This is a genomic window from Pseudomonas sp. S30_BP2TU TE3576 (genome assembly GCF_050436025.1).
Taxonomy (GTDB): domain Bacteria; phylum Pseudomonadota; class Gammaproteobacteria; order Pseudomonadales; family Pseudomonadaceae; genus Aquipseudomonas.
The window spans coordinates 3,405,444-3,430,169 of record NZ_JBNDLK010000001.1 but is presented as its reverse complement, the minus strand read 5'-3'; the positions used below and the strand labels follow the sequence as shown (position 1 = coordinate 3,430,169).

Annotated in this window: 23 protein-coding genes and 2 pseudogenes; 13 read left to right on the top strand and 12 right to left on the bottom strand. The window is 59.4% G+C overall.

Going from position 1 to position 24,726, the window contains the following annotated elements; all coding sequences use genetic code 11:
- Window position 1 precedes the first annotated feature (1 nt).
- From ABIA48_RS15525 to ABIA48_RS15515, 3 genes are all read right to left on the bottom strand, one after another.
- A complete protein-coding gene (locus ABIA48_RS15525) occupies window positions 2-1,171 on the bottom strand; it encodes a fimbria/pilus outer membrane usher protein (RefSeq protein WP_429492872.1) in 1,170 nt (389 codons plus the stop codon).
- Between the two features lie 59 nt (window positions 1,172-1,230).
- Window positions 1,231-1,932, bottom strand: coding sequence for a fimbria/pilus chaperone family protein (locus ABIA48_RS15520; RefSeq protein ID WP_429489736.1), 702 nt, complete (start codon window positions 1,930-1,932; stop codon window positions 1,231-1,233).
- A gap of 170 nt (window positions 1,933-2,102) precedes the next feature.
- Window positions 2,103-2,753, bottom strand: a complete 651-nt coding sequence (locus ABIA48_RS15515) for a DUF1120 domain-containing protein (RefSeq protein ID WP_429489734.1) — start codon at window positions 2,751-2,753, stop codon at window positions 2,103-2,105.
- Window positions 2,754-3,028: 275 nt separating this feature from the next.
- Here ABIA48_RS15515 and ABIA48_RS15510 point away from each other — a divergent pair, with 275 nt between their 5' ends.
- Window positions 3,029-4,588 carry a phospholipase D family protein gene (locus ABIA48_RS15510; protein ID WP_429489733.1) on the top strand — a complete coding sequence of 520 codons (1,560 nt, stop codon included), beginning with the start codon at window positions 3,029-3,031 and terminating at the stop codon, window positions 4,586-4,588.
- 35 nt (window positions 4,589-4,623) lie between these two features.
- Here the strand turns inward: ABIA48_RS15510 and ABIA48_RS15505 are convergent, their stop codons facing one another.
- Both ABIA48_RS15505 and ABIA48_RS15500 read right to left on the bottom strand, forming a co-directional pair.
- Window positions 4,624-5,766, bottom strand: coding sequence for an MFS transporter (locus tag ABIA48_RS15505; protein ID WP_429489731.1), 1,143 nt, complete (start codon window positions 5,764-5,766; stop codon window positions 4,624-4,626).
- Between the two features lie 167 nt (window positions 5,767-5,933).
- On the bottom strand, window positions 5,934-7,427 hold the full coding sequence (locus ABIA48_RS15500; protein ID WP_103395935.1) for an aldehyde dehydrogenase: 1,494 nt from the start codon (window positions 7,425-7,427) through the stop codon (window positions 5,934-5,936).
- A gap of 234 nt (window positions 7,428-7,661) precedes the next feature.
- Here ABIA48_RS15500 and ABIA48_RS15495 point away from each other — a divergent pair, with 234 nt between their 5' ends.
- A complete protein-coding gene (locus tag ABIA48_RS15495) occupies window positions 7,662-8,024 on the top strand; it encodes a cupin domain-containing protein (protein WP_007989557.1) in 363 nt (120 codons plus the stop codon).
- Window positions 8,025-8,232: 208 nt separating this feature from the next.
- On the opposite strand, the gene rpmG is transcribed toward ABIA48_RS15495, so the two are convergent.
- Together rpmG and rpmB are read right to left on the bottom strand one after the other, a co-directional pair.
- Window positions 8,233-8,388 carry a 50S ribosomal protein L33 gene (gene rpmG, locus ABIA48_RS15490; protein ID WP_003177274.1) on the bottom strand — a complete coding sequence of 52 codons (156 nt, stop codon included), beginning with the start codon at window positions 8,386-8,388 and terminating at the stop codon, window positions 8,233-8,235.
- An 11-nt stretch (window positions 8,389-8,399) separates the two neighbouring features.
- Entirely contained in the window at window positions 8,400-8,633 is a 234-nt protein-coding gene (gene rpmB, locus ABIA48_RS15485; protein WP_007975166.1) for a 50S ribosomal protein L28, read from the bottom strand.
- A gap of 446 nt (window positions 8,634-9,079) precedes the next feature.
- Here rpmB and ABIA48_RS15480 point away from each other — a divergent pair, with 446 nt between their 5' ends.
- Window positions 9,080-10,666, top strand: a complete 1,587-nt coding sequence (locus ABIA48_RS15480) for an ABC transporter substrate-binding protein (protein ID WP_429489727.1) — start codon at window positions 9,080-9,082, stop codon at window positions 10,664-10,666.
- A 124-nt stretch (window positions 10,667-10,790) separates the two neighbouring features.
- On the opposite strand, the gene radC is transcribed toward ABIA48_RS15480, so the two are convergent.
- On the bottom strand, window positions 10,791-11,465 hold the full coding sequence (gene radC, locus ABIA48_RS15475) for a RadC family protein (protein ID WP_007989562.1): 675 nt from the start codon (window positions 11,463-11,465) through the stop codon (window positions 10,791-10,793).
- Window positions 11,466-11,600: 135 nt separating this feature from the next.
- On the opposite strand from radC, the gene coaBC reads away from it, so the two are divergent.
- From coaBC to ABIA48_RS15450, 5 genes and pseudogenes are all read left to right on the top strand, one after another.
- Entirely contained in the window at window positions 11,601-12,809 is a 1,209-nt protein-coding gene (coaBC, locus tag ABIA48_RS15470) for a bifunctional phosphopantothenoylcysteine decarboxylase/phosphopantothenate--cysteine ligase CoaBC (RefSeq protein WP_429489725.1), read from the top strand.
- A gap of 5 nt (window positions 12,810-12,814) precedes the next feature.
- The gene (gene dut / locus ABIA48_RS15465) at window positions 12,815-13,270 is read left to right on the top strand and encodes a dUTP diphosphatase (protein WP_007975171.1); all 456 of its coding nucleotides are present in this window, start codon (window positions 12,815-12,817) and stop codon (window positions 13,268-13,270) included.
- 260 nt (window positions 13,271-13,530) lie between these two features.
- Window positions 13,531-14,907: pseudogene (locus tag ABIA48_RS15460) on the top strand (phosphomannomutase/phosphoglucomutase); the annotation flags it as partial.
- Window positions 14,908-14,924: 17 nt separating this feature from the next.
- A complete protein-coding gene (gene argB / locus ABIA48_RS15455; protein ID WP_015097366.1) occupies window positions 14,925-15,830 on the top strand; it encodes an acetylglutamate kinase in 906 nt (301 codons plus the stop codon).
- Window positions 15,831-15,897: 67 nt separating this feature from the next.
- A pseudogene (locus ABIA48_RS15450) lies at window positions 15,898-15,987 on the top strand (DUF4381 domain-containing protein); the annotation flags it as partial.
- A 12-nt stretch (window positions 15,988-15,999) separates the two neighbouring features.
- On the opposite strand, the gene pyrE reads toward ABIA48_RS15450, so the two are convergent.
- Window positions 16,000-16,644, bottom strand: coding sequence for an orotate phosphoribosyltransferase (gene pyrE, locus ABIA48_RS15445; protein ID WP_429489722.1), 645 nt, complete (start codon window positions 16,642-16,644; stop codon window positions 16,000-16,002).
- An 82-nt stretch (window positions 16,645-16,726) separates the two neighbouring features.
- Between pyrE and ABIA48_RS15440 the strand changes: the two genes are divergently transcribed.
- Window positions 16,727-17,506: an exodeoxyribonuclease III gene (locus ABIA48_RS15440; protein WP_003176915.1), complete on the top strand. Its 780-nt coding sequence runs from the start codon at window positions 16,727-16,729 to the stop codon at window positions 17,504-17,506.
- Between the two features lie 105 nt (window positions 17,507-17,611).
- Here the strand turns inward: ABIA48_RS15440 and gltS are convergent, their stop codons facing one another.
- The 3 genes from gltS to rph form a co-directional block, all read right to left on the bottom strand.
- The gene (gene gltS, locus ABIA48_RS15435; protein ID WP_429489720.1) at window positions 17,612-18,817 is read right to left on the bottom strand and encodes a sodium/glutamate symporter; all 1,206 of its coding nucleotides are present in this window, start codon (window positions 18,815-18,817) and stop codon (window positions 17,612-17,614) included.
- 394 nt (window positions 18,818-19,211) lie between these two features.
- Entirely contained in the window at window positions 19,212-19,580 is a 369-nt protein-coding gene (locus tag ABIA48_RS15430) for a DUF4870 domain-containing protein (RefSeq protein WP_429489718.1), read from the bottom strand.
- A 28-nt stretch (window positions 19,581-19,608) separates the two neighbouring features.
- Window positions 19,609-20,331, bottom strand: coding sequence for a ribonuclease PH (rph, locus tag ABIA48_RS15425; protein WP_007989575.1), 723 nt, complete (start codon window positions 20,329-20,331; stop codon window positions 19,609-19,611).
- A 268-nt stretch (window positions 20,332-20,599) separates the two neighbouring features.
- On the opposite strand from rph, the gene ABIA48_RS15420 reads away from it, so the two are divergent.
- The 4 genes from ABIA48_RS15420 to spoT all read left to right on the top strand — a co-directional run bounded on the left by ABIA48_RS15420 (window position 20,600) and on the right by spoT (window position 24,691).
- The gene (locus ABIA48_RS15420; RefSeq protein WP_429489716.1) at window positions 20,600-21,463 is read left to right on the top strand and encodes a YicC/YloC family endoribonuclease; all 864 of its coding nucleotides are present in this window, start codon (window positions 20,600-20,602) and stop codon (window positions 21,461-21,463) included.
- 13 nt (window positions 21,464-21,476) lie between these two features.
- Window positions 21,477-22,097, top strand: coding sequence for a guanylate kinase (gmk, locus tag ABIA48_RS15415; protein WP_007975181.1), 621 nt, complete (start codon window positions 21,477-21,479; stop codon window positions 22,095-22,097).
- A 167-nt stretch (window positions 22,098-22,264) separates the two neighbouring features.
- Window positions 22,265-22,528, top strand: coding sequence for a DNA-directed RNA polymerase subunit omega (gene rpoZ / locus ABIA48_RS15410; protein WP_007921129.1), 264 nt, complete (start codon window positions 22,265-22,267; stop codon window positions 22,526-22,528).
- A 57-nt stretch (window positions 22,529-22,585) separates the two neighbouring features.
- On the top strand, window positions 22,586-24,691 hold the full coding sequence (gene spoT, locus ABIA48_RS15405; RefSeq protein ID WP_007989580.1) for a bifunctional GTP diphosphokinase/guanosine-3',5'-bis pyrophosphate 3'-pyrophosphohydrolase: 2,106 nt from the start codon (window positions 22,586-22,588) through the stop codon (window positions 24,689-24,691).
- Window positions 24,692-24,726: the final 35 nt, after the last annotated feature.

The window sequence follows — 24,726 nt, the reverse complement described above, 5'->3', positions numbered from 1 at the left end:
TCTAACCGCCGAGCTTGGCGCGAGTGCCTGCTGCACGCCCCAACGACTGATAGTGTTCAGCCCCCATTACCCCGAGGCTGAACAATGTCTGAGGCCACCACTGCCAGTCCTGAGTGGCGACAAAAAACGACGGGGCGTGACGATCATCAGAGGCGAATCGCCGAACCTTGCCCGCTGCAAACCCATAGCCCGGCATGCCCCCCACGCTGACGGGGCGCAAGCTGGCGGCCGGGACGCGAAACTGCCGCTGCTCGCCGTTCTCCTCGTGAACATTGATATCGAGGTCGAGCTGGTGACTAAGCAGCGGTAAATCACGAAGCGTGAACGGCCCGGCAGGGACCAGCGTGGTGTAAACCACAACACCACTCTGGCGTACCTCGATCCGCGACGGTGAATAGGCCACCCCATCCACAGCACTTGCGCTCCCAGAATCATTGCCACCCAAGCGGGCCAACGCCGTATCGGGGTGAATCTGGAAACCGGTGAACGCCTCTCCGGCAAATAACGACGTGCGCAAATTAAGCTGGCCGAGCTGCACATTGGCCTGGTAGCGATCCCAAGTGCGTGACGCCTGCGTGTAAAGTGTTTCCAAACGCTCCTCATTCTGAAATGACGTATAGCTCTGGCGACTGCGTACCACCCAGTCACCGGCATTAAATCCCCATTCGGTGCCCAGATTGCGGTATTGGCTGGACTGGCCTTGAGCCGAACTGCCCACGATAAGTGCGTCGTAGTTGAGCAACCCGGCCAGCCCTCCTTTGGTCCAACTACGTTGCACAGGTGCAGAGTCGATCAAGGTGTCGGTGGGGACTAGCAACATAATTTGCTGTTGGCCAGGATCGAGCCTCACCTGCGCACCGGCTAAACCATCAATCGCCCGCAGGCAGCCGACGCTGTCGGCACTCTCGGGGAATTCCGCAGGGACCTTGATCTCGGCGCGTTCGAGCAGTGTCGAATCCAGGCACAACTGCCCGTCGTCATCGAAGGTCGCCGGCACCTGCCCCATCGGAGCACCATTGACCAGCAACGCCACATCCTGTCGTCCTGCCTGAAAACGCGGCGCGCTGCGCAAGTGTTCTGCGATTCGCGGATCAAGTCCGCGCGCTTCAAGTACTGATCGATCAAACTCGACAAACCCACTTCCACAGCTCTTTTCCAAAACACCCAGCATCAACGCCAAACCGCTGGCCAACTGCAGCGGGGCCCGGAACGACCCAGAGCGACATCTCATTACCGGCGGACCAGCGGCGCATCATAGCGGTCGACCGCAAACCCATAGGTGGTCGCAGGAAACAGCTGTACATGAGTGTCCAAAGTAGACGGTGCGGTAAATTCAAGTTGCTCACCAGGCAGGATATAGGTGCGCCCCAAATCGACGATGCTGCCGCCCGGGATCAAATTCACTGACTTGGCAAGACGCACCACGTAGGGGCTGGGATTGCTCACCTGCAAGCGGTTGGCCTCAGCCGTCCAGCTAAGACGTTTCCAGGGTGCACGCTCCACCGCCAATCCGGCCGGGCGCAGAATGACCGGAATGTTCTGGCGCACCCCAAGACTGACACGGGCGCCCTCCCCATCTTGTCGAGGGTTGATGCCTTCGAATACCACGCGCTTGAGGCGCTCGGTTTCCAGGGGAGTTGTGCTGCGCAGGATGAATCGCACCTGCTGGCTCTGGCCAGGTTCGACCCGCGCTACCGGCGGGGTCAGCACCAACAGCGTTTCGTTGTCCTCGGCGATATGCTCAATGGAGCTATACAGCAGCGCGGGATGGTTGTCGGTATTCCTGACGTTCAGGGTGGCCTCGCCTAGTGCCTGATCGACCACCAGCACAGGCGTTTCCGGGACCATCCCGGCTCCTTGAGCGTTTTGGACAAGGAACAGATGAAACGCAGCGAAAGCACTGAATCTCAGAATGTTTTTTGGTGGATGCATGACAGTCTCCAAAGGCATCGACACAAACGGCAAACTTGTGTCGATGCCTGATGACGCGATGAATAACCTGACGACGATGCTTTTTCAGGCAAACGCCGACGCCTGCTCGCACGGGACGAACACCGTCAAATCATCAGGGTTAGAGCGACAGTCGCAGGTGGTGCGCCGACTCAGAGGTAATACATGTCGAAAGTGACCGAACCGTCGAGCGCAAACTCGTCAGTAGTTGACGGCAGTTCAGAAGTCGGACGAATCACAGCGGCCACTTTCATGGGGAAGGTGTGCAAGCGGGCGGCAGCCGGGCCCGTCGCGGCACTCGGTCCCCACGAATAGGAGGTCGGTGCATTGGCCATTAACCCGGCGACCGGAACGCGCCATACCGGATTTCCTGGCGTACGTACCAGGAATGCCTGCGGGTTGCTGTCCGCCAGCGGTTGGCCGGTAAGCAGACCGAAACCACCGATGCCGATACCGTTGGTGCTGCCCAGACCGTAGTAGAGGTTTTCACCAGTCCGGCCGTTGAAGGTCAGCCCCGCAACCTTGCTGGCACCCCGATTATCGGTGACAGCGATTTCTACTGCAGCCGGCGCATCGCAAGCGACTATGAGGGTGATATCCCGTTGCGGCAGATCGTTCTGTGCAGTCGGACTCAAGGTGTAGGAATGGATCCGCCCAAGATCGACATTGCTGCCACCGGCAAATGCCGGAATGCATGAGGTGGGGATGACAGTACCGGAGACACTCAGGTCGACACTGGCCGCCTGGGCGGTGAACGGAACGAGAATGGCTGCCAGAGCGGCCATTTGATGTAACTTCTTCATAAACACTTCCCTTTGAAATGACTGGAACATGGATGCATGGACTACAGACAGGAAATGCCGCTTCCTCTCGGCAAGCCCCATACCCCTCGATCATTCCGGTTTGTGTAGGAGTTTTATGTAGGAATTGGCAGCCAAACGGATCAGCAACTTCAACAAATCACGTAGTTCCTCCAAGTTCATCGGTATGGGTCCCGCAACTCCCTGCTGTGCAGGAATAACGAATTCCCACGGCGTGCCATACTTTGGCTTTTTGCCATGAACTGAGACGATCCCACTTGCGATACGCACCGGTCTTGCTGCTCATTTTGCTGTTCAACGGCTGCGCCAGCTACGACGTGCAGCGCGAACCGAGCCAGGCGTTGCCGGCAAGCGCATCGGCATTCGGCCGTTCGGTCCAGGCCCAAGCCGCGCCTTATGAGGGGAAATCGGGCTTTCGCCTGCTGTCCGACAGCACCGAGGCCTTCACCGCCCGCGCCGAACTGATTCGCAATGCTCAAAGCAGCCTCGATTTGCAGTACTACATCGTGCACGACGGCATCAGCACGCGCATGCTGGTGAAGGAATTGCTCAAGGCTGCCGACCGAGGCGTGCGCGTGCGCATTTTGCTCGACGACACCACCAGCGATGGGCTGGACCGCACCATCGCCACCCTCGCGGCGCATCCCCAGATTCAGATCCGCGTGTTCAACCCCCTGCATCTGGGCCGCAGCACCGGCGTCACGCGCACCATGGGCCGGCTGTTCAACCTGTCACTGCAACACCGACGCATGCACAACAAGCTGTGGCTGGCGGACAACAGCATGGCTATCGTCGGCGGGCGCAATCTGGGGGACGAGTATTTCGATGCCAAGCCCAAGCTGAACTTCACCGACATCGACATGCTCAGTGTCGGCCCGGTGGCCGAGCAGTTGGGCCACAGTTTTGATCAGTACTGGAACAGCGCCCTGAGCAAACCGATCGATGCGATTGTATCCAGCAGACCGACAGCCAAAGACCTGGAAAACACCCGAACCCGGCTGGAAGAATCGCTGGAGGAAACACGCAAACAGAATCACGCGCTCTATCAGCAGCTGATGGCGTTCACCACCGAACCGCGCCTGGATACCTGGCGCAAGGCGCTGATCTGGGCGTGGAATCAGGCGTTGTGGGATGCACCGAGCAAGGTATTGGCCGATGGAGAGCCCGATCCGCAGTTGCTGCTGACCACCCAACTGGCGCCCGAACTCAACGGCGTCAGCAAAGAGCTGGTGATGGTTTCCGCCTATTTCGTGCCTGGTCAGCCGGGGTTGGTGTACCTGACCGGGCGCGCCGATGCCGGGGTGTCGGTGCGGCTGTTGACCAACTCGCTGGAGGCCACGGACGTGCCGGCGGTGCATGGCGGCTACGCACCGTATCGCAAGGCGCTGCTGGAACATGGCGTGCAACTCTTCGAGTTGCGCCGCCAACCCGGTGAAGACAGTGGCAGCGGTCCGCATTTCTTTTACAGCCGGTCCTCCTATCCCGGCTCCGACTCCAGCTTGCACAGTAAGGCGATCATCTTCGACCAGAAGAAAGCCTTCATCGGCTCGTTCAATTTCGACCCGCGCTCGGTGCTGTGGAACACCGAGGTCGGAGTACTGGTGGACAGCCCGGAACTCGCTGCTCACGTTCGCGAACTGGCGTTGCAAGGCATGGCGCCGCCCCTGAGTTATCAGGTGAAGCTGGAAAATGACCAGGTGGTATGGGTGACCGAAGACGACGGCAAAATGCACACCCTGACCAAGGAGCCGGGCAGTTTGTGGCGACGCTTCAACGCCTGGCTTAGCAACACGGTTGGCCTGGAGAAAATGTTGTAGCAGCTGGCGAAGCCTGCGTCCGGCTGCTACAAAAGCTAAGCCGGCTGCACCGCGCCAAACGCCCCTTGCCGCGACACCACAATCAATACACCCAAGGCCCCCATCGCCATCAGCAACGGTAACGCATGCCCACTGATCCACTGACTGCCCGCACCCGCCAGCAGCGGCCCGATCAAGCAACCAATCCCCCACAGCTGGGCGATGTGCGCATTGGCCCGCACCAGCGCATCATCGCGATAACGCTCGCCGATCAGGATCAGTGACAAGGTGAACAATCCGCCGGCACTGGCGCCGAATAGCACCCACAAAGGCCAGATCAGCAGCGTGTCGATCAGCATCGGGATTGCCAGGCTCGACATCAGCAGGACCACCGCACAACCGGTGAACAACGCGCGCCGCGACAAGCGATCGGCCAACGCACCAATCGGCAATTGCAGCACTGCATCGCCGACCACCACCGTACTGACCATCGCCAGGGCGATCTCCGTAGTGAAACCCTGGCGCAGGCAATAGACCGGCAACAGGGTCAGAATCATCGCCTCGAACGCGGCGAACAGCGACACCGCCCAGGCAATCGCCGGCAGGCCACGACAGAAAGCGAGCAAATCACTCAGGGTCACGCTGCTGGCCTCGCTGCTCGGCGCACCACTGCGACCCAGCAACAGAAACGGAGCAGCCATCAGCAAACCGACGCCGACCCAAAAGCCATAATCGTGCTCGGTGCCAAGGAAGCCCAGCAACACCGGCCCTGCCAGCTGACTCAATGCGTAGCTGCTGCCATACAGCGCCACCAGCCGCCCGCGCCATTGCTCGACCACCAATTGATTGATCCAGCTTTCACCGATGATGAATACGAGGGTCAGGATTACCCCGATCATCAACCGCAAGACCAACCAGACCGGATAACTCGGCAACAGCGCCAGCAAACCGATGGAAACCGCCCCGGCCCACAGGCATAGCCGCATCAGATTGGCCGTGCCGAAGCGCGCCGCCAGGTGACTGGAGATCTTCGCCCCCAACAGCACGCCGATGGCCGGCATCGCGGCCATCACACCAATGGCAAACGAGCCGTAACCCCAGCTTTCCAGGCGAAACGATACCAGCGGCATGCTGACCCCCAGGGCCAGGCCGACACTCAAGACAGATGCCAAAACGGCGAAATAAGTCGCCCAACGCATGTTCCACGCTCCTGTGGATTGTTATTTCTTTCAGGCCATACAAAACAAATGTGGGAGCGGGCTTGCTCGCGAAGAGGCCATCACATCCAACATCATCGTTGGCTGTCACGGCGCCTTCGCGGGCAAGCCCGCTCCCACAGGGGATCTCCGTCGTTAGGGAAACCGACTTACAACTTGATCCAGGTCGCCTTCAGCTCGGTGTATTTGTCGAACGCGTGCAGCGACTTGTCGCGACCGTTGCCGGACTGCTTGAAGCCACCGAATGGAGCGGTCATGTCGCCACCGTCGTACTGGTTGACCCACACGCTACCGGCACGCAGTGCGCGAGCAGTGAGATGAGCCTTGGAGATGTCGGCAGTCCACACCGCAGCGGCCAGGCCGTAAGGCGTGTCGTTGGCGATCGCGATGGCTTCTTCGGCGCTGTCGAATGCGATGACCGACAGTACCGGGCCGAAGATTTCTTCCTGGGCGATTTTCATCGCGTTGCTCACGCCATCGAAAATCGTCGGTTCAACGTAAGTGCCGCCCGTTTCCTGGAGCGTACGCTTGCCACCGGCCACCAGCTTGGCGCCATCGGCGTGGCCCGACTCGATGTAGGACAGCACGGTGTTCATCTGTTGGGTATCGACCAGCGCACCAACGTTGGTCGCCGGATCCAGCGGGTTGCCCGGCTTCCAGGTTTTCAGTGCCTCGATCACCAGCGGCAGGAATTTGTCCTTGATCGAACGCTCCACCAGCAGGCGCGAACCGGCGGTGCAAACCTCGCCCTGGTTGAAGGCGATGGCACCGGCAGCCGCTTCGGCGGCGTCTTGCAGGTTCGGCGCATCGGCGAACACGATGTTCGGGCTCTTGCCGCCGGCTTCAAGCCAGACGCGCTTCATGTTCGATTCGCCGGAATAGATCAGCAGTTGCTTGGCGATCTTGGTCGAACCGGTGAATACCAGCGTATCGACATCGTTGTGCAGGGCCAGGGCCTTGCCAACGGTGTGGCCATAGCCTGGCAGCACGTTGAGCACGCCTTTCGGAATGCCGGCCTCGACGGCCAGTTCAGCGATGCGAATCGCCGTCAGCGGCGATTTTTCCGACGGCTTGAGAATGACCGAGTTACCGGTAGACAGCGCCGGGCCCAGTTTCCAGCACGCCATCATCAGCGGGAAGTTCCACGGCACGATGGCGCCAACCACGCCCACCGGCTCACGGGTCACCAGACCCAGTTGGTCGTGCGGAGTAGCAGCGACTTCGTCGTAGATCTTGTCGATGGCTTCACCGCTCCAGCTCAGGGCCTGCGCCGCGCCTGGAACGTCGATGTAAAGGGAGTCGCTGATCGGCTTGCCCATGTCGAGGGTTTCAAGCAGGGCCAGCTCTTCGGCGTGCTGTTTCAGCAGGCCGGCGAAACGGATCATGGTGGCTTTGCGTTTGGTCGGCGCCAGGCGCGACCAGACACCGGAATTGAAGGTGGCGCGGGCGTTTTCCACAGCACGCTGGGCATCGGCGGCGTCACAGCTGGCAATTTTGCCCAGCAGACGGCCATCGACCGGGCTGATGCACTCGAAGGTCTCGCCGGAGACGGCGTCGGTGTATTCACCATTGATGTAGGCGCGGCCTTCGATTTTCAGGTCGCGGGCACGTTGTTCCCAGTCGGCACGGGTCAGGGTGGTCATGCGAGTGTCCTCCTCTTATTGATACGACACCCGCGTTCTTCGCGGGTGCTGTCAGGAATTCTGCCTGGCCAGCCTGCTTTTCGGCCCGAGGCATCTGCCACCCTAAACCAGCCGCCCATGAAGTTTCAATATATTTGACACAAGGCCGGCAAACGGCCTTGCGATGTTCATTTTAATAAACATAGACTCTTGGCAAATCAACCACTCGCGCCGTAATCACGGGGGATAACAACAATGAATATCCAGAACGTCGTCGACTTCAGCCAAGCCACCACCGCCGCCGAACGCTACCGTCCGGATCCGGCCAAAGTACTCAAGGGCGATCCTGAGCAAGCGGTCTACAACCACTACAACAGCCCTTGCGGTCAGTTGAACGCTGGCGTGTGGGAAGGCGCCGTCGGCCAGTGGACGGTGAACTTCACCGAGCACGAATACTGCGAAATCGTGCAGGGTGTTTCCGTGCTGCGTGACCTCGACGGCAATGCCAAGACCCTGCGCGTGGGCGACCGCTTCGTGATCCCGGCAGGTTTTCGCGGTACCTGGGAAGTGCTGGAGGCGTGCCGCAAGATCTACGTAGCGTTTGAACAGAAGGCTTGAAGACTGCGTTGTCAGGGCTGGCCCCTTCGCGAGCAAGCCCGCTCCCACATTCGAGCTTCGGTGAACACCACATTTGTGTCCGGCGCCAACCAAGTGTGGGAGCGGGCTTGCTCGCGAAGGGGCCCTGACAGGCACTGCATAACCCACAGACAACAAAAAAGGCCCGTATCTCGCGATACGGGCCTTTTTCGTAAGAGGGAAAAATCAATTACTTGATTTTGCCTTCCTTGTAGATCACGTGCTTGCGAACAACCGGATCATATTTCTTGATCTCGATTTTGTCCGGGGTAGTACGCTTGTTCTTGTCGGTAGTGTAGAAGTGACCAGTACCGGCGCTCGAAATCAAACGAATCAATTCACGCATGATTAGCTCCCTTAAACCTTGCCATCGCGGCGAAGTTCGGCCAGCACGACAGTGATGCCACGCTTGTCGATGATACGCATGCCTTTGGCAGATACGCGCAGACGCACAAAACGTTTCTCTTCTTCAACCCAGAAGCGGTGATGCTGCAGGTTCGGCAGGAAACGACGACGGGTTTTGTTGTTTGCGTGGGAAATGTTATTCCCGGTTACCGGACCCTTACCGGTAACTTGACATACTCTAGACATGCCTCAGCCCTCTAAAACCACATGCCCAACCCGGCATGGGTTGGCCGCTTAATCTCTCAGTCATTTGGCGCCAGGCGCCGCGTTTCTTTAGAGGTCTTACCGGCTACACCTACAGTGAAGGAACCGGGCCCCTAGAAAAGAGCGCTGCTTTATACCAGAAAGACTGGAGAGCAACAACATTCAGTGTGCGTAGAATTCACAAAAACCCCGCTTTCCGGGCTCCGAGCGCCTTGGACAAAGGCTATCGTCAATGGCGACCGCTCGTCGCAGAGAATCGCTCATCGAGCCAACCAGGGGTTTTGCTTAACCGCTGCACAGCAAAATCTGGCGCCTATAGTCCCCCCAAAATGAAAAAGGGGATAGTCATTTACAAAAGAGCCCACTAGGGTAAGCCTTTTCCAGACTGCACTTGCAGATGGGCCTTCGATCTGTAAAGGAAGCCGACCATGCGCCTCGCTGCCCTACCGCTGTTGCTCGCCCCGCTTCTGCTGAGCTCACAGGTCTTTGCTGCCGCCCTGAGCGTCTGCACCGAAGCCAGCCCTGAAGGGTTCGACGTGGTGCAGTACAACTCGTTGACCACCACCAACGCCTCGGCCGATGTGCTGATGAACAGCCTGGTAAATTTCGATACGACCAGCGGCAAAGTGGTCGCCAGTCTCGCCGACAGTTGGGAGGTCAGCCCCGATGGCCTGATCTACGTCTTCAAGTTGCACCCGCAGGTAAAATTCCATCGCACCGAATACTTCACCCCGACGCGCGACCTGAACGCCGAAGACGTGATTTTCAGCTTCGACCGCATGCTCGACCCGGCCAATGCGTGGCACAAAGTCGCCCAGAGCGGCTTCCCGCATGCGCAATCGATGCAGTTGCCTGCACTGATCAAGAAGGTCGACGCACTGGACCCGCAAACCGTGCGCTTCGCCCTCGACCACCCGGATTCGACCTTCCTGGCGACCCTGAGCATGGGCTTCGCCTCGATCTATTCAGCCGAATACGCGGACAAACTGATGAAAGCCGGCACGCCAGAGAAGCTCAACAGCCAGCCGATCGGCACGGGGCCGTTCGTGCTCACCCGCTTCCAGAAGGACGCCTCGATCCGCTATAAGGCCAATCCGGATTACTTCGGTGGCAAGCCGTCGGTGGACCCGCTGATCTTCGCCATCACCCCGGACGCCAACGTGCGTTTGCAGAAGTTGCGCCGCAATGAATGCCAGATTGCCCTGTCGCCCAAGCCCCTGGACGTACAGGAAGCGCTGAAAGAGCCGACCCTGAAAGTCGAAAAGACTGACGCGTTCATGACCGCATTCGTCGGCATCAACAGCCAGCATCCACCGCTGGACAAACCTGAAGTCCGCCAGGCCATCAACCTCGCCTTCGACAAGACCCACTATGTCAAAGCCGTGTTCGAGGACACCGCCGAGGCGGCCAATGGTCCTTATCCGCCCAATACCTGGAGCTACGCAAAAAACCTGCCGGGCTACCCTCACGACATCGAGAAGGCCAAAGCCTTGATGGCCAAGGCCGGGCTCAAGGAAGGCTTCCAGACCACCATCTGGACCCGCCCTTCCGGCAGCCTGCTTAACCCCAACCCAAGCCTCGGCGCTCAACTGCTGCAATCCGACCTGGCGGAAATCGGCATTCAGGCCGAAATCCGCGTGATCGAATGGGGCGAACTTATCCGCCGCGCCAAGGCCGGTGAACACGACTTGCTGTTCATGGGCTGGGCGGGCGACAACGGCGACCCGGACAACTTCCTCACGCCGCAGTTTTCCTGCGCTGCGGTCAAGTCCGGTACCAATTTCGCCCGCTACTGCAATGCAGACCTGGACAGGCTGATCAGCGCCGGCAAGACCACCGGCGAGCAAGGCGTGCGCAGTAAACTCTACGAACAGGCCCAGGCGCAGATCCAGCAACAGGCATTGTGGCTACCCCTGGCCCACCCGACGGCCTTCGCGCTGACACGCAAGGATGTCGAGGGTTACTCGGTCAGCCCGTTCGGTCGGCAGGACTATTCCAAGGTCAACTTCAAGTAGTCGACCTCACCACAATACCCTGTGGGAGCGGGCTTGCTCGCGAAGAGGGAGTGTCAGTCGCCATCGATGCTGACTGATACACCGCTTTCGCGAGCAAGCCCGCTCCCACAGGGGGTTCGCTACCCTACATCCACCCATACTCGGCCATCGACAACGGGTTTCCATCACCGATGATGAAATGGTCGAGCACCCGCACATCAATCAGTTCCAATGCCTTTTGCAGACGTTTGGTTAGCTGTCGGTCGGCCTGGCTGGGGTCGGTGTTACCTGATGGATGGTTATGGCAGAGGATCAATGCCGCAGCGTTGTTGGCCAGCGCCCGTTTGACGACCTGTCGCGGGTGAACACTGGTGTTGTCGATGGAGCCGCGGAACAGTTTCTCAAACGTCAGCACCTGATGTTTGGAGTCGAGAAACAGGCAGCCGAAAACCTCATGGGGTTCGTGCCGCAGCATCGACTTGAGGTATTCGCGCACCGCTTGCGGGTTTTCCAGCACCGATCTGTGGCGCAATCGCTCGGCCAGATGCCGCCGGCCCATTTCCAGTACGGCTTGCAACTGTGCGAATTTTGCCGGGCCCAGGCCCAACTGCTCGCTGAATGTCGAAAGGTCAGCCTCCAGCAACGAGCGCAGGCTGCCAAATTCGCCCAGTAGATGCCGCGCCAGATCTACCGCGCTTTTACCGGACACACCGGTTCGTAAAAATATCGCCAGCAACTCGGCATCGGAAAGACTCGCCGATCCCTGTTCCAGCAGCTTCTCCCGCGGCCGTTCCGCCGCCGGCCAATCGCGAATACTCATGGCACCTCCCTGTCTGTGGGCACCGCTGTTCCGTAGCGGTCGCTGTGATATCGTAGCCCATCTTTTTTGCGGGCGAATTCACCCTGGGGAGGGGGTTTCGCCACGTATGTCACCCACGAATTGAAAGGCAGGCCTATGCAGCGGCTGTATCGGAAACGCATTGTTCTGGGCGTCGGCGGCGGTATCGCTGCCTACAAGAGCGCCGACCTGGTTCGCCGCCTGATCGATCAGGGCGCCGAAGTGCGCGTGGTCATGACCCGAGGCGGCGCAGAGTTCATCACCCCGCTGACCATGCAGGCCCTGTCCGGGCACCCGGTCCATCTGGACCTGCTGGACCCGGCGGCCGAAGCGGCCATGGGCCACATCGAGCTGGCCAAATGGGCCGATCTGGTGCTGATAGCTCCCGGCACCGCGGACCTCATAGCCCGGCTGGCCCAAGGCATCGCCAATGATCTGCTGACCACGCTGGTATTGGCCACTGACGCCGTAGTCGCCGTTGCCCCGGCCATGAACCAGGCCATGTGGCGCGATCCGGCGACCCAGGCCAACCTGCAAACCCTCGAAAGCCGCAACATCAAGGTCTTCGGCCCGGCCTCCGGCAGCCAGGCCTGCGGCGACGTCGGCCTGGGGCGCATGCTCGAAGCCCTTGAACTGGCGCAATGCGCCGCCGACTGCTTCCAGCGCCAGGCCCTGACCGGCAAACACGTGCTGATCACCGCCGGCCCGACCCAGGAAAACATCGACCCGGTGCGCTACATCACTAACCACAGCTCCGGGAAAATGGGCTTTGCCCTGGCCGAAGCCGCCGTGGAAGCCGGTGCCCGCGTGACCCTGATCACCGGCCCGGTGCACCTGCCGACCCCGGATCGCGTCACCCGCATCGACGTGGTCAGTGCCCGCGACATGCTCGCCGCCTGCGAAGCAGCCATCCCTTGCGACCTGTTCATCGCCTCGGCAGCCGTTGCGGACTACCGCCCGGAAGTCGTCGCCCCACAGAAACTCAAGAAAGATCCTACGAACGGCGACGGCTTGTTGCTACAGATGGTGCGTAACCCGGACATCCTGGCCACCATCGCCACCCGCCCCGACCGCCCGTTCAGTGTCGGTTTCGCCGCCGAAACCGAACACCTGCTCGATTACGCTGCGCGCAAGTTGAAAGACAAGAACCTCGATTTGATCGTCGCCAACGACGTCGCCAACCCGAGCATTGGCTTCAACAGCGAAGAAAACGCCTGCAGCGTCATCGATCGTGAGCTTCACGCCACACTTTTCGCCCAGACCAGCAAGAGCAAGATTGCTCGCCAACTGATCACTTTTATCGCCGAACGTCTGAACCAGGTTTAATTTACATGCACGCTTTGCAAGCCAAGATCCTCGACCCTCGCATCGGTACCGAATTCCCGCTGCCGCAATACGCCACACCGGGCTCCGCCGGCCTCGACCTGCGCGCCATGCTGGAGCAGGACACCGTGATCAAGCCGGGTGAAACCGTGCTGATCCCTACCGGCCTGTCGGTCTATATCGGTGACCCGAACCTGGCGGCGCTGATTCTGCCGCGCTCGGGGATGGGCCATAAGCACGGCATCGTGCTGGGCAATCTGGTCGGCCTGATCGACTCCGATTACCAGGGCCCGCTGATGGTCTCCTGCTGGAACCGTGGCCAGACCGAATTCACCATGCCGGTCGGTGAGCGCCTGGCGCAACTGGTGCTGGTGCCGGTCGTGCAGGCTCACTTCGAGATGGTTGAAGAGTTTGTTGAAACCGAGCGCGGCACTGGCGGTTTCGGCCATACCGGCACTCGTTGATAGAGATCCATCGTGGCGAGGGAACTTGCTCCCTCACCACAGAATTCAAATTGTCATCTGCAAGGTTTAGCTCCGAAAATCAAGGCATTGCCCGGCCAACCCCCTACCATCAGGGGTGTCATGGCCCTTTCATACCACGAACTCTCTGTGGAAAACGCCGTCATACCCTTCAGTTTGAACCTGTCGCCGAATGACTCGGCGGCCTGTCCAGCCACTTTCGAGATGGAGTATTTCCACAGATGAACACCCCGGCCAGAATTGCACCCAAGTTCCCTGACAGCATCTTCCGCGCCTACGACATTCGCGGCACCGTCCCGGAGTTCCTGAACGCTGAAACCGCATACTGGATCGGCCGCGCCGTCGGTTCCCAAAGCCTGGCCCAGGGCGAGCCAAATGTGTCCGTTGGTCGCGACGGCCGCTTGTCCGGTCCGGAGCTGGTCGCGCAATTGATCAAAGGCATCGCCGACAGCGGCTGCCACGTCAGTGATGTCGGCCTGGTCCCGACGCCGGCGCTGTACTACGCCGCCAACGTGCTGGCCGGCAAATCCGGTGTGATGCTCACCGGCAGCCACAACCCGTCGAACTACAACGGCTTCAAGATCGTCATTGCCGGCGACACCCTGGCCAACGAACAGATCCAGGCCCTGCACGACCGCCTCAAGACCAATAACCTGAGCAGCGGCCAGGGCAGCATCACCCAGGTCGAAATCCTCGACCGCTACACCACCGAAATCGTCCAGGACATCAAGCTGGCCCGTCGCCTGAAAGTGGTCGTCGACTGCGGCAACGGCGCGGCCGGCGTGATTGCCCCGCAACTGATCGAAGCGCTGAACTGCGAAGTCATCCCGCTGTTCTGCGAAGTCGACGGCAACTTCCCGAACCACCACCCGGACCCGGGCAAGCCTGAAAACCTCGTCGACCTGATCGCCAAGGTCAAGGAAACCAACGCCGACATCGGCCTGGCCTTCGACGGCGACGGCGACCGCGTCGGCGTGGTGACCAACACCGGCAGCATCGTCTACCCGGACCGCCTGCTGATGCTGTTCGCCCGCGACGTCGTGGCGCGTAACCCGGGCGCCGAGATCATCTTCGACGTCAAATGCACCCGCCGCCTGATCCCGCTGATCAAGGAATACGGCGGTCGGTCGCTAATGTGGAAGACCGGTCACTCGTTGATCAAAAAGAAAATGAAACAATCCGGCGCCCTGCTGGCCGGCGAAATGAGCGGGCACATCTTCTTCAAGGAGCGCTGGTTCGGTTTCGACGACGGCATTTACAGCGCTGCGCGGTTGCTGGAAATCCTCAGCAAGGAAAAATCCTCGGCCGAAGAGCTGTTCGCGACCTTCCCGAACGATATTTCTACGCCGGAAATCAATATCCATGTGACCGAAGAGAGCAAATTCAGCATCATTGATGCACTGCACGACGCACAATGGGGCGCAGGCGCCGACCTGACCACCATTGACGGCGTGCGAGTCGACTATGCCAAAGGCTGGGGCCTGGTACGCGCGTCCAACACCACACCGGTGCTGGTGCTGCGTTTCGAGGCCGATGACGAGGCTGAATTGCAGCGCATCAAGGACGTTTTCAAAGTCCAGTTGAAGCGCGTTGCACCTGATCTCCAACTACCGTTCTGATTCACCCGGAGCCCTGAATGACCCTCGAACGCGAAGCCGCCGCCAACACCGCCAAGGTCCTGTCCGAAGCGTTGCCTTATATCCGCCGATACGTCGGCAAGACCCTGGTGATCAAATACGGCGGCAACGCGATGGAAAGCGAGGAGCTGAAAACCGGCTTCGCCCGCGACATCGTGCTGATGAAGGCTGTTGGCATCAACCCGGTAGTGGTCCACGGCGGCGGCCCGCAAATCGGTGACCTGCTCAAGCGCCTGTCGATCGAGAGTCACTTTGTCGACGGCATGCGCGTCACCGACGCCGCGACCATGGACGTGGTGGAAATGGTCCTCGGCGGCCAGGTCAACAAGGACATCGTCAACCTGATCAACCGCCACGGCGGCAGCGCCATCGGCCTGACCGGCAAAGACGCCGAGCTGATTCGTGCGAAGAAGCTCACCGTCACCCGTCAGACCCCGGAAATGACCACCCCGGAAATCATCGACATCGGCCATGTGGGCGAAGTGGTCGGGATCAACACCGATCTGCTGAACCTGCTGGTCAAGGGCGACTTCATTCCGGTGATCGCGCCAATCGGCGTCGGCGCCAACGGTGAGTCGTACAACATCAACGCTGACCTGGTGGCCGGTAAAGTCGCCGAAGCGTTGAAAGCCGAGAAGCTGATGCTGCTGACCAACATCGCCGGCCTGATGGACAAGTCGGGCAAGGTCCTGACCGGTCTGACTACTCAACAGGTCGACGAACTGATCGCCGACGGCACCATCTACGGCGGCATGCTGCCGAAGATCCGCTGCGCACTGGAAGCGGTCCAGGGTGGTGTGGGCAGCTCGTTGATCATCGATGGGCGCGTGCCGAATGCGATTCTGTTGGAGATCTTCACCGATACCGGCGTGGGCACCTTGATCAGCAACCGCAAGCGTCCTTAAGCGATAGCGCAAACAAAAAGACCCCGCTCAGCCTGGCTGAGCGGGGTCTTTTTTTGCCGCATTCCCTGTGGGAGCGGGCTTGCTCGCGAAGGCGTCGTGTCAGTCAACATCAATGTTGAATGATCTACCGCTTTCGCGAGCAAGCCCGCTCCCACAAAAGCAGATTGCGTCAGACGCCGAACTGGGCGCGATAGGCTTCCACGGCTGGCAAATGCTGCTTGAGCTGCGGATCATCGGCGAGGAATTCCAGTACCTGATTCAGCGAAACGATGCTGATGACCGGGATGCCGAAGTCACGCTCGACTTCCTGGATCGCCGACAACTCGCCGTTGCCACGCTCCTGACGGTTCAGGGCGATCAGCACGCCGGCCGCTTTGGCGCCGTCCTGGGACGCGATGATCTGCATCACTTCCCGAATGGCTGTACCGGCGGTGATCACGTCGTCGATGATCAGCACTTCGCCGGTCAAAGGTGCGCCAACCAGGCTGCCACCTTCGCCGTGGGCCTTGGCTTCCTTGCGGTTGAAGCACCACGGCAGGTCACGGTTGTGATGCTCAGCCAGCGCCACGGCGGTGGTCGCCGCCAACGGGATGCCTTTGTAGGCGGGGCCAAACAGAACGTCGAAGGGAATGCCGCTCTCGGTAATGGCGGCGGCGTAGAAACGGCCCAGTTGCGCCAGGGCCGAACCTGAGTTGAACAGGCCAGCATTGAAGAAGTAAGGACTGGTGCGCCCGGACTTCAGGGTGAACTCACCGAAGCGCAAAACGCCGCGATCGATGGCAAAACGAATGAAATCGCGCTGATACGCTTGCATGAAAAAAACCCCAAATACCACGGATTTAGCTAATTAGCTTGACGCCGTGTATCATACACGCACGCGATTTTTGGGGCCATTTATGCGGATCATCAGTGTGAACGTCAATGGTATTCAGGCTGCAGTCGAGCGTGGTTTGCTCAGTTGGCTGCAAGCACAGAATGCCGACGTCATCTGCCTGCAGGACACCCGCGCCTCCGCCTTTGAACTGGACGATCCAGCCTTCCAACTGGATGGATACTTCCTTTATGCCTGCGATGCCGAAGTCCCTGCCCAAGGTGGCGTGGCTTTGTATTCGCGGCTGCAACCGAAGGCTGTCATCAGCGGTCTCGGTTTCGAGACGGCCGACCGCTACGGGCGCTACCTGCAAGCCGATTTCGACAAGGTCAGCATCGCGACCTTGCTGCTCCCTTCGGGGCAGAACGGCGATGAAGACTTGAACCAGAAGTTCAAGCTAATGGACGACTTCGCCCGTTATCTGGATAAACAGCGACGCAAACGTCGCGAGTACATTTATTGTGGCTCGCTGTACGTGGCGCAACAGAAGCTGGATATCAAGAACTGGCGCGACAGCCAGCAATCTCCGGGCTTCCTGGCACCTGAACGTGCCTGGATGGACGAGATTGTCGGCAACATGGGTTATGTCGACGCCCTGCGTGAGGTCAGCCGTGAAGGCGACCAGTACAGCTGGTGGCCGGATAACGAACAGGCGGAGATGCTCAACCTCGGTTGGCGCTTCGACTATCAGCTGCTCACCCCTGGCCTGCGCCGCTTCGTACGCAGCGCGCGCCTGCCACGCCAGCCGCGGTTCTCGCAACACGCGCCGCTGATCGTGGACTACGACTGGACGCTGACCATCTAAGTGATTTTCACTGAGCGGTCTGATGGACGGTTAAAAAAATGCCCGTATCGCAAGATACGGGCATTTTTTATTCGCTCTGCTCAGCGGAGCCCAGTGACCTGAACTTCAAACCGCGGCGAAAAACGGCAGTGCAAGGTACATCTTGATCACGATCACATTAATGATGTCGATGAAGAAAGCGCCCACCATTGGCACCACCAGGAACGCGATCTGCGAAGGCCCGTAGCGCTGAGTCACCGCTTGCATGTTAGCGATGGCAGTTGGCGTGGCACCCAGCCCAAACCCGCAGTGTCCCGCCGCCAGTACCGCCGCATCATAATTACTGCCCATGACTCTGAACGTCACAAAAATCGCAAACAGTGCCATGACCAGCGTTTGCGTAGCCAGGATGATGAAGATCGGTAAAGCCAGCGCAGCCAGATCCCACAGTTTGAGTGACATCAGAGCAATCGCCAGAAACAGCGACAAGCTGACATTCCCCAGCACGGAGACTTCACGCTCAAATACCTGATACACGCCAAGTGCTGAAAGCCCGTTTCGTAAAAGCACACCCACAAACAAGACACAAACGAACGTCGGCAACTCAAATGCGGTTTCATGGAGCAGACCATTCAGCAGGGAGCCCACCAGCAAGCTGACCGAGATAAGAGCGAGTGTCTCGATAAACGAAAATGGCGTGATTGAGCGCTCTTTGTTCGGCTGTTCGAAGCCCTTTGGCAACCGCGGCTTTTCCTGCTCGAGGCCGGGTGTCTGGACACGATTTATGAGCAAGCGAGCGACAGGACCACCAATCAAACCGCCCAGCACCAAACCAAACGTCGCGGAGGCCATTGCCAGTTCAGAGGCAGAAGACAGACCGAACTTCTCACTGAACGTCGCCCCCCACGCAGCCCCCGTACCGTGACCGCCAGCCAATGTAATCGAGCCTGTCAGCAAGCCCATCAAGGGATCGAGCCCCAACGCCGTTGCGAGCCCGATACCCATCGCATTCTGAATAATTAGAAGTCCGATAACCGCCAGTAGAAAAACCCCCACTACGCGTCCGCCCCTCTTCAGGCTGGCGAAGTCTGCACTCAAGCCGATGGTGGCAAAAAACGCCAACATCAAGGGAGTTTGCAGCGAAGTATCAAAGCGGACTTCAATATCGAGGGACCTCAAAACCAGAAGACCCAAGGCAACCACCAGGCCGCCGGCTACAGGTTCAGGGATATTATAAGTACGTAAAAAACCGACACGCGTGACAAGAGCGCGCCCCAGCAAAAGCACTAAAGAGGCGGCGACAAGTGTTCCATAAAAATCGAGCTGAAGCATTCTGGGTATTCTTTCTTATATATTCAGGGGCGAACTTTTTACCTGGACACGCCTCTTGAACAGGTTGATCGGTCTCAACACTGGCTGGTATTAAATTCAGAGGCCGTCAATGGTCCGAATATATCGAAATATTTCTTGATGAATATTACTTGGGGCAACCTTATCAACCGCCAAGTCTCATTGCCAAGCATACAAGCCGCACCGAGCTTTGCAGTTTGTGTCTAAACGTGTAAGAAATACTATGCGCACGAATGAACTTCACTTGAATAGCGAGCGACCAAGTACACAGTAATAGAGATTAATCTGATTGCAAAAAAACAAATGCCCCGACATGTCGGGGCATTTATCCTGATTTGCGCTGAACTGCGCTTGAAACAGCATCAGCAGTCTTGGCTTACTTGATCAACCGCCAAGTGAACGGATACCGATAAGGCTGCCCTTCATTGGCCTTCACCCCGGCAATGATCGTCAGCACCAGCGCACCGACCGCGATTAGACCGAACATGAAGAACCCGATGATCACCACCATCAGCAGGAAGGAGATGGCCGAGAAAATGGCGACGGTGATCTGAAAATTCAGCGCTTCCTTGCCCTGGGCATCGATGAACGGGTCCATCTCGCGCTTCATCTGCCAGAGAATCAGCGGCCCGATGATCGTGCCGAAGGGAATCCAGATTCCCAGCAAGGCGGACAAGTGGCAAAACATGGCCCACTGACGAACCTCCTGGCTCGGCGTGGGCAGCGGTAGTTGCTCGTCACTCATGGTGTCCTCCTTGCCTGGAGCAGTCCGGTCAGTCGGCCAATGCGGCCTTTTGCAGTTCGAAGATCTCGTTCATGCCCTTCTTCGCCAGTTCCAGCATGGCGTTCAGCTCTTCAGGCTGGAACGGTGCGCCTTCGGCAGTACCCTGGACCTCGATGAAACCGCCAGCGCTGGTCATCACCACGTTCAGGTCAGTCTCGGCGGCCGAGTCTTCCAGGTAGTCGAGGTCGAGCACAGGCTCGCCCTTGTACATACCCACGGAAACAGCGGCGATCATTTGCTTGACCGGGTCACCGCCCTTCAGGCCGCCACGCTTCTTGATCACTTTCAAGGCATCGATCAGCGCGACCATGGAACCGGTGATCGACGCGGTGCGGGTGCCGCCATCAGCCTGGATCACGTCGCAGTCGACGTACAGGGTGACGTCGCCCAGCTTGGACATGTCCAGCGCAGCGCGCAGGGAACGACCGATCAGACGCTGGATTTCCAGGGTGCGACCACCTTGCTTGCCACGGCTGGCTTCACGCTGGTTACGCTCGCCGGTAGCACGCGGCAGCATGCCGTACTCGGCAGTCAACCAGCCCTGGCCCTGGCCTTTCAGGAAACGCGGTACGCCCGGTTCAACGCTGACGGTGCAGATGACCTTGGTATCACCGAACTCGACCAGCACAGAACCCTCGGCGTGTTTGGTGTAGTTGCGGGTGATGCGGATCGAGCGGAGCTGATCGGCAGCGCGACCACTTGGACGTATCATAGGGAGTACCTGTACTGGGGACGGAAAACTGCGGAGCATTATAGAGCCGCCGGCCGCCACTGGGCACTTCTAAAAAAATCCGCCGACGACCGAGGGCTCTGCACCGTGCGTCGGCGAAGGCCTGCCGCTCTTTGTCACACCGTGTGTTTGGGCGCATCCGCGCCACTGCGCTACAATCCTGCGCCTTTGCTGCCAGTCGGCTTTAATTCATTGATATCGGATTCCCGGAACCTCGGTTCTGTGCCGATCTGCCTTGCGAGGTACCGCCATGGTGCACAGCATGACCGCCTTCGCCCGCGTCGAAAAAGCCGGCGTCCAGGGCACCCTGAGCTGGGAACTGCGGTCGGTCAACAGCCGCTACCTGGAACCCCACCTGCGCCTGCCGGAGTCCTTTCGCGACCTCGAGGGCGCGGTTCGCGAAGCCCTGCGCCAGGGTGTATCGCGGGGCAAGCTCGAATGCACTCTGCGCTTCACCGAAGAAAACACCGGCCAAGCGCTGCAAATCGATCAGGAGCGCGCCGCGCAATTAGTCGCCGCCGCCGAGACCATCGCCAGCCTGATCAAAAACCCGGCAGCGCTGAACCCGCTGGAAGTCCTGGCCTGGCCCGGCGTACTGGTAGGTGACGCCACCGACCCGCAAGCCTTGAACGCTGAAGCGCTGGCACTGTTCAACCAGGGCCTCAAGGAACTCAAGGCCGGCCGCGAGCGCGAAGGCGCGGAGCTGGCACGGCTGATCAACGAGCGCCTGACCGCCATTGAAGAAGACGTGGTGATCCTGCGCGAACTCGTTCCGCAAATGCTCGCCACCCAGCGCCAGAAAGTTTTCGACCGCTTCACTGACATGAAGGCCGAGATGGACCCGCAGCGCCTGGAGCAGGAAATGGTCATGCTCGCGCAAAAAAGCGACGTCGCCGAAGAACTGGATCGCCTGAGCACCCACATCATCGAAGTTCGCCGGGTACTCAAATCCGGCGGCGCTGCCGGTCGGCGCCTGGACTTCCTGATGCAGGAACTCAACCGCGAAGCCAACACACTGGGCTCCAAAGCCTTCGACCCGCGCAGCACCCAGGCTGCGGTCAACCTCAAGGTGTTGATCGAGCAGATGCGCGAACAAGTGCAGAATATTGAGTAAGGCTACCCCCGACATGACCCACAGCACTGGCACCCTGTACATCATTTCCGCCCCTTCGGGAGCGGGCAAGAGCAGCCTGGTCAAGGCCCTGACCGACGCCGATCCGGAGATCCGTGTCTCGGTCTCCCACACCACCCGCGCCATGCGCCCCGGTGAAGTGAATGGCGTGAACTATCACTTCGTCGACCGCAGCGAGTTCGTGAAGATGATCGAGCACGGCGATTTCCTCGAGCGCGCCGAAGTGTTCGGCAATCTCTACGGCACCTCGCAAAGCCACCTGCAGCAGACCCTGGACGAAGGCCACGACCTGATTCTGGAAATCGACTGGCAAGGCGCCGAGCAAGTGCGCAAGCTGATGCCTCAGGCCCGCTCGATCTTCATTTTGCCGCCGTCATTGCAGGCCCTGCACCAGCGCCTGACCAATCGTGGCCAGGACAGCGACGAGATCATTGACGGCCGGATGCGCGAAGCGGTCAGCGAAATGAGCCATTACGTCGACTACGATTACCTGATCATCAACGACGATTTCGCCCACGCACTGCACGACCTGAAGGCGATTTTCCGCGCCAATCAGCTGATTCAGAAGCGTCAGCAGCAGCGTCACGGCAAATTGCTGGCTGAATTGCTCGGTTAATCAGCTCTTCCCAAAACCGCTGCAAGGGCTTTACATTGGCACTTGCAGCGCGTTGAAGGGCTTGGTTAAAAAATCAGCGCTTCCCTAATCGCTGGTGATTTTTTAAACTGTTGAGTCCGCTCGCCCATCCGGGCAGCGCGCATATTGCATTTGCTACGAGGAAGACCATGGCCCGCGTAACCGTTGAAGACTGCCTAGAACACGTGGATAACCGCTTTGAGCTGGTCATGCTCTCTACCAAGCGTGCCCGTCAACTGGCCACCGGCGGCAAAGAGCCGAAAGTAGCATGGGAAAACGACAAGCCTACCGTCGTCGCCCTGCGCGAAATCGCTGAAGGCCTGATCGACTACGCAGCTATCGCTGAAGCCGAAATCGTTGAAGATGAACCGCTTTTTGCTGCATTCGAGGACGAGTCCAACGAGGCCGTCTAAGCCTATGCCTGGTCGACGTAGCACGGCGCGGGATCACAGCCTACGGCAGGAGACATCATGCCGAGCATAGACGCCCTCGCCGATCGCTTATCGACCTACCTCGGCAAGGACCAGGTCAACCTGGTCCGCCGAGCGTATTTCTACGCCGAACAAGCCCACGACGGCCAACGCCGCCGTAGCGGTGAAGCGTACGTCACGCACCCACTCGCGGTGGCGAATATTCTTGCCGACATGCACATGGACCATCAGAGCCTGATGGCCGCGATGCTGCATGACGTGATCGAAGACACCGGGATTGCCAAGGAAGCGCTGCAAGCGCAGTTCGGCGAAACCGTGGCCGAACTGGTCGACGGGGTCAGCAAACTGACCCAGATGAATTTCGAGACCAAGGCCGAAGCCCAGGCTGAAAACTTCCAGAAAATGGCCATGGCCATGGCTCGCGACATTCGCGTGATCCTGGTCAAGCTGGCCGACCGCCTGCACAACATGCGCACCCTGGAAGTACTGTCCGGCGAAAAACGCCGACGCATCGCCAAGGAAACCCTGGAAATCTATGCGCCCATCGCCAACCGGCTGGGCATGCACGCCATCCGCATAGAATTCGAAGACCTCGGCTTCAAGGCCATGCACCCGATGCGTTCCGCGCGAATCTACCAGGCCGTCAAGCGCGCCCGGGGCAACCGCAAGGAAATCGTCAACAAGATCGAAGAATCCTTAAGCCACTGCCTGGCCATCGATGGCATCCAGGGCGAGGTCAGCGGTCGCCAGAAACACCTCTACGGCATCTACAAGAAAATGCGCGGCAAGCGTCGGGCCTTCAACGAGATCATGGACGTCTATGCGTTCCGGATCATCGTCGACAAGGTCGATACCTGCTACCGCGTGCTGGGCGCTGTACATAATTTGTACAAACCGTTGCCGGGACGCTTCAAGGATTACATCGCGATCCCCAAGGCCAACGGCTATCAGTCGCTGCACACCACGCTGTTCGGCATGCACGGTGTTCCGATCGAGATCCAGATCCGCACCCGTGAAATGGAAGAGATGGCCAACAACGGCATCGCCGCCCATTGGCTGTACAAATCCAGCGGCGACGAGCAGCCAAAAGGCACCCATGCCCGCGCCCGCCAGTGGGTCAAAGGCGTGCTGGAAATGCAGCAACGCGCCGGCAACTCGCTGGAATTCATCGAAAGCGTGAAGATCGACCTGTTCCCGGACGAGGTCTACGTGTTCACGCCCAAAGGCCGGATCATGGAGCTGCCCAAAGGCTCCACGGCGGTCGACTTCGCCTACGCGGTGCACACCGACGTGGGCAACAGCTGCATCGCCTGCCGGATCAACCGCCGTCTCGCACCGTTGTCCGAACCGCTGCAAAGCGGCTCCACGGTCGAGATCGTCAGTGCTCCTGGCGCACGGCCGAACCCGGCATGGCTCAACTTCGTGGTCACCGGCAAGGCACGCACACACATCCGCCACGCGCTGAAACTGCAACGCCGCTCCGAGTCCATCAGCCTTGGCGAGCGCCTGCTGAACAAGGTCCTCAATGGCTTCGACAGTTCACTGGAAAAAATTCCGGCCGAGCGCGTCAAGGCCATGCTCGTCGAGTACCGCCTCGAATTGGTCGAAGATTTGCTCGAAGACATCGGCCTGGGCAATCGCATGGCCTATGTGGTGGCTCGTCGATTGCTGGGCGAAGGCGAACAGTTGCCGAGCCCGGAAGGCCCGCTGGCGATTCGTGGTACCGAAGGCCTGGTGCTCAGCTACGCCAAGTGCTGCACGCCGATCCCGGGTGACCCGATTGTCGGCCACCTGTCCGCCGGCAAAGGCATGGTCGTGCACCTGGACAACTGCCGCAACATCAGCGAAATCCGCCACAACCCGGAAAAATGCATCCAGCTCTCGTGGGCCAAGGATGTCACCGGCGAATTCAACGTCGAGCTGCGCGTCGAGCTGGAGCACCAGCGCGGCCTGATCGCCCTGCTGGCCAGCAGCGTCAACGCCGCCGACGGCAATATCGAGAAAATCAGCATGGACGAACGCGATGGTCGCATCAGCGTGGTCCAGTTGGTGGTCAGCGTGCACGACCGCGTGCACCTGGCCCGCGTGATCAAGAAACTGCGCGCCTTGACCGGGGTGATTCGCATCACCCGCATGCGTGCATAGCTCGCCAACGTAGCCAACTCATTACAAGGAGTCAT

What these genes read in the sequence shown, in the direction of transcription:
- ABIA48_RS15525 (WP_429492872.1), bottom strand. Translation starts at nt 1,171, where the DNA reads ATGCTGGGTGTTTTGGAAAAGAGCTGTGGAAGTGGGTTTGTCGAGTTT.
- radC (WP_007989562.1), bottom strand. Translation starts at nt 11,465, where the DNA reads ATGAGTATTCGCGATTGGCCGGCGGCGGAACGGCCGCGGGAGAAGCTG.
- spoT (WP_007989580.1), top strand. Translation starts at nt 22,586, where the DNA reads ATGCCGAGCATAGACGCCCTCGCCGATCGCTTATCGACCTACCTCGGC.
- rpmB (WP_007975166.1), bottom strand. Translation starts at nt 8,633, where the DNA reads ATGTCTAGAGTATGTCAAGTTACCGGTAAGGGTCCGGTAACCGGGAAT.
- ABIA48_RS15520 (WP_429489736.1), bottom strand. Translation starts at nt 1,932, where the DNA reads ATGCATCCACCAAAAAACATTCTGAGATTCAGTGCTTTCGCTGCGTTT.
- coaBC (WP_429489725.1), top strand. Translation starts at nt 11,601, where the DNA reads ATGCAGCGGCTGTATCGGAAACGCATTGTTCTGGGCGTCGGCGGCGGT.
- ABIA48_RS15500 (WP_103395935.1), bottom strand. Translation starts at nt 7,427, where the DNA reads ATGACCACCCTGACCCGTGCCGACTGGGAACAACGTGCCCGCGACCTG.
- rpmG (WP_003177274.1), bottom strand. Translation starts at nt 8,388, where the DNA reads ATGCGTGAATTGATTCGTTTGATTTCGAGCGCCGGTACTGGTCACTTC.
- rph (WP_007989575.1), bottom strand. Translation starts at nt 20,331, where the DNA reads ATGATACGTCCAAGTGGTCGCGCTGCCGATCAGCTCCGCTCGATCCGC.
- gmk (WP_007975181.1), top strand. Translation starts at nt 21,477, where the DNA reads ATGACCCACAGCACTGGCACCCTGTACATCATTTCCGCCCCTTCGGGA.
- pyrE (WP_429489722.1), bottom strand. Translation starts at nt 16,644, where the DNA reads ATGCAAGCGTATCAGCGCGATTTCATTCGTTTTGCCATCGATCGCGGC.
- ABIA48_RS15495 (WP_007989557.1), top strand. Translation starts at nt 7,662, where the DNA reads ATGAATATCCAGAACGTCGTCGACTTCAGCCAAGCCACCACCGCCGCC.
- ABIA48_RS15480 (WP_429489727.1), top strand. Translation starts at nt 9,080, where the DNA reads ATGCGCCTCGCTGCCCTACCGCTGTTGCTCGCCCCGCTTCTGCTGAGC.
- ABIA48_RS15515 (WP_429489734.1), bottom strand. Translation starts at nt 2,753, where the DNA reads ATGAAGAAGTTACATCAAATGGCCGCTCTGGCAGCCATTCTCGTTCCG.
- ABIA48_RS15505 (WP_429489731.1), bottom strand. Translation starts at nt 5,766, where the DNA reads ATGCGTTGGGCGACTTATTTCGCCGTTTTGGCATCTGTCTTGAGTGTC.
- argB (WP_015097366.1), top strand. Translation starts at nt 14,925, where the DNA reads ATGACCCTCGAACGCGAAGCCGCCGCCAACACCGCCAAGGTCCTGTCC.
- gltS (WP_429489720.1), bottom strand. Translation starts at nt 18,817, where the DNA reads ATGCTTCAGCTCGATTTTTATGGAACACTTGTCGCCGCCTCTTTAGTG.
- ABIA48_RS15430 (WP_429489718.1), bottom strand. Translation starts at nt 19,580, where the DNA reads ATGAGTGACGAGCAACTACCGCTGCCCACGCCGAGCCAGGAGGTTCGT.
- ABIA48_RS15420 (WP_429489716.1), top strand. Translation starts at nt 20,600, where the DNA reads ATGGTGCACAGCATGACCGCCTTCGCCCGCGTCGAAAAAGCCGGCGTC.
- ABIA48_RS15440 (WP_003176915.1), top strand. Translation starts at nt 16,727, where the DNA reads ATGCGGATCATCAGTGTGAACGTCAATGGTATTCAGGCTGCAGTCGAG.
- rpoZ (WP_007921129.1), top strand. Translation starts at nt 22,265, where the DNA reads ATGGCCCGCGTAACCGTTGAAGACTGCCTAGAACACGTGGATAACCGC.
- dut (WP_007975171.1), top strand. Translation starts at nt 12,815, where the DNA reads ATGCACGCTTTGCAAGCCAAGATCCTCGACCCTCGCATCGGTACCGAA.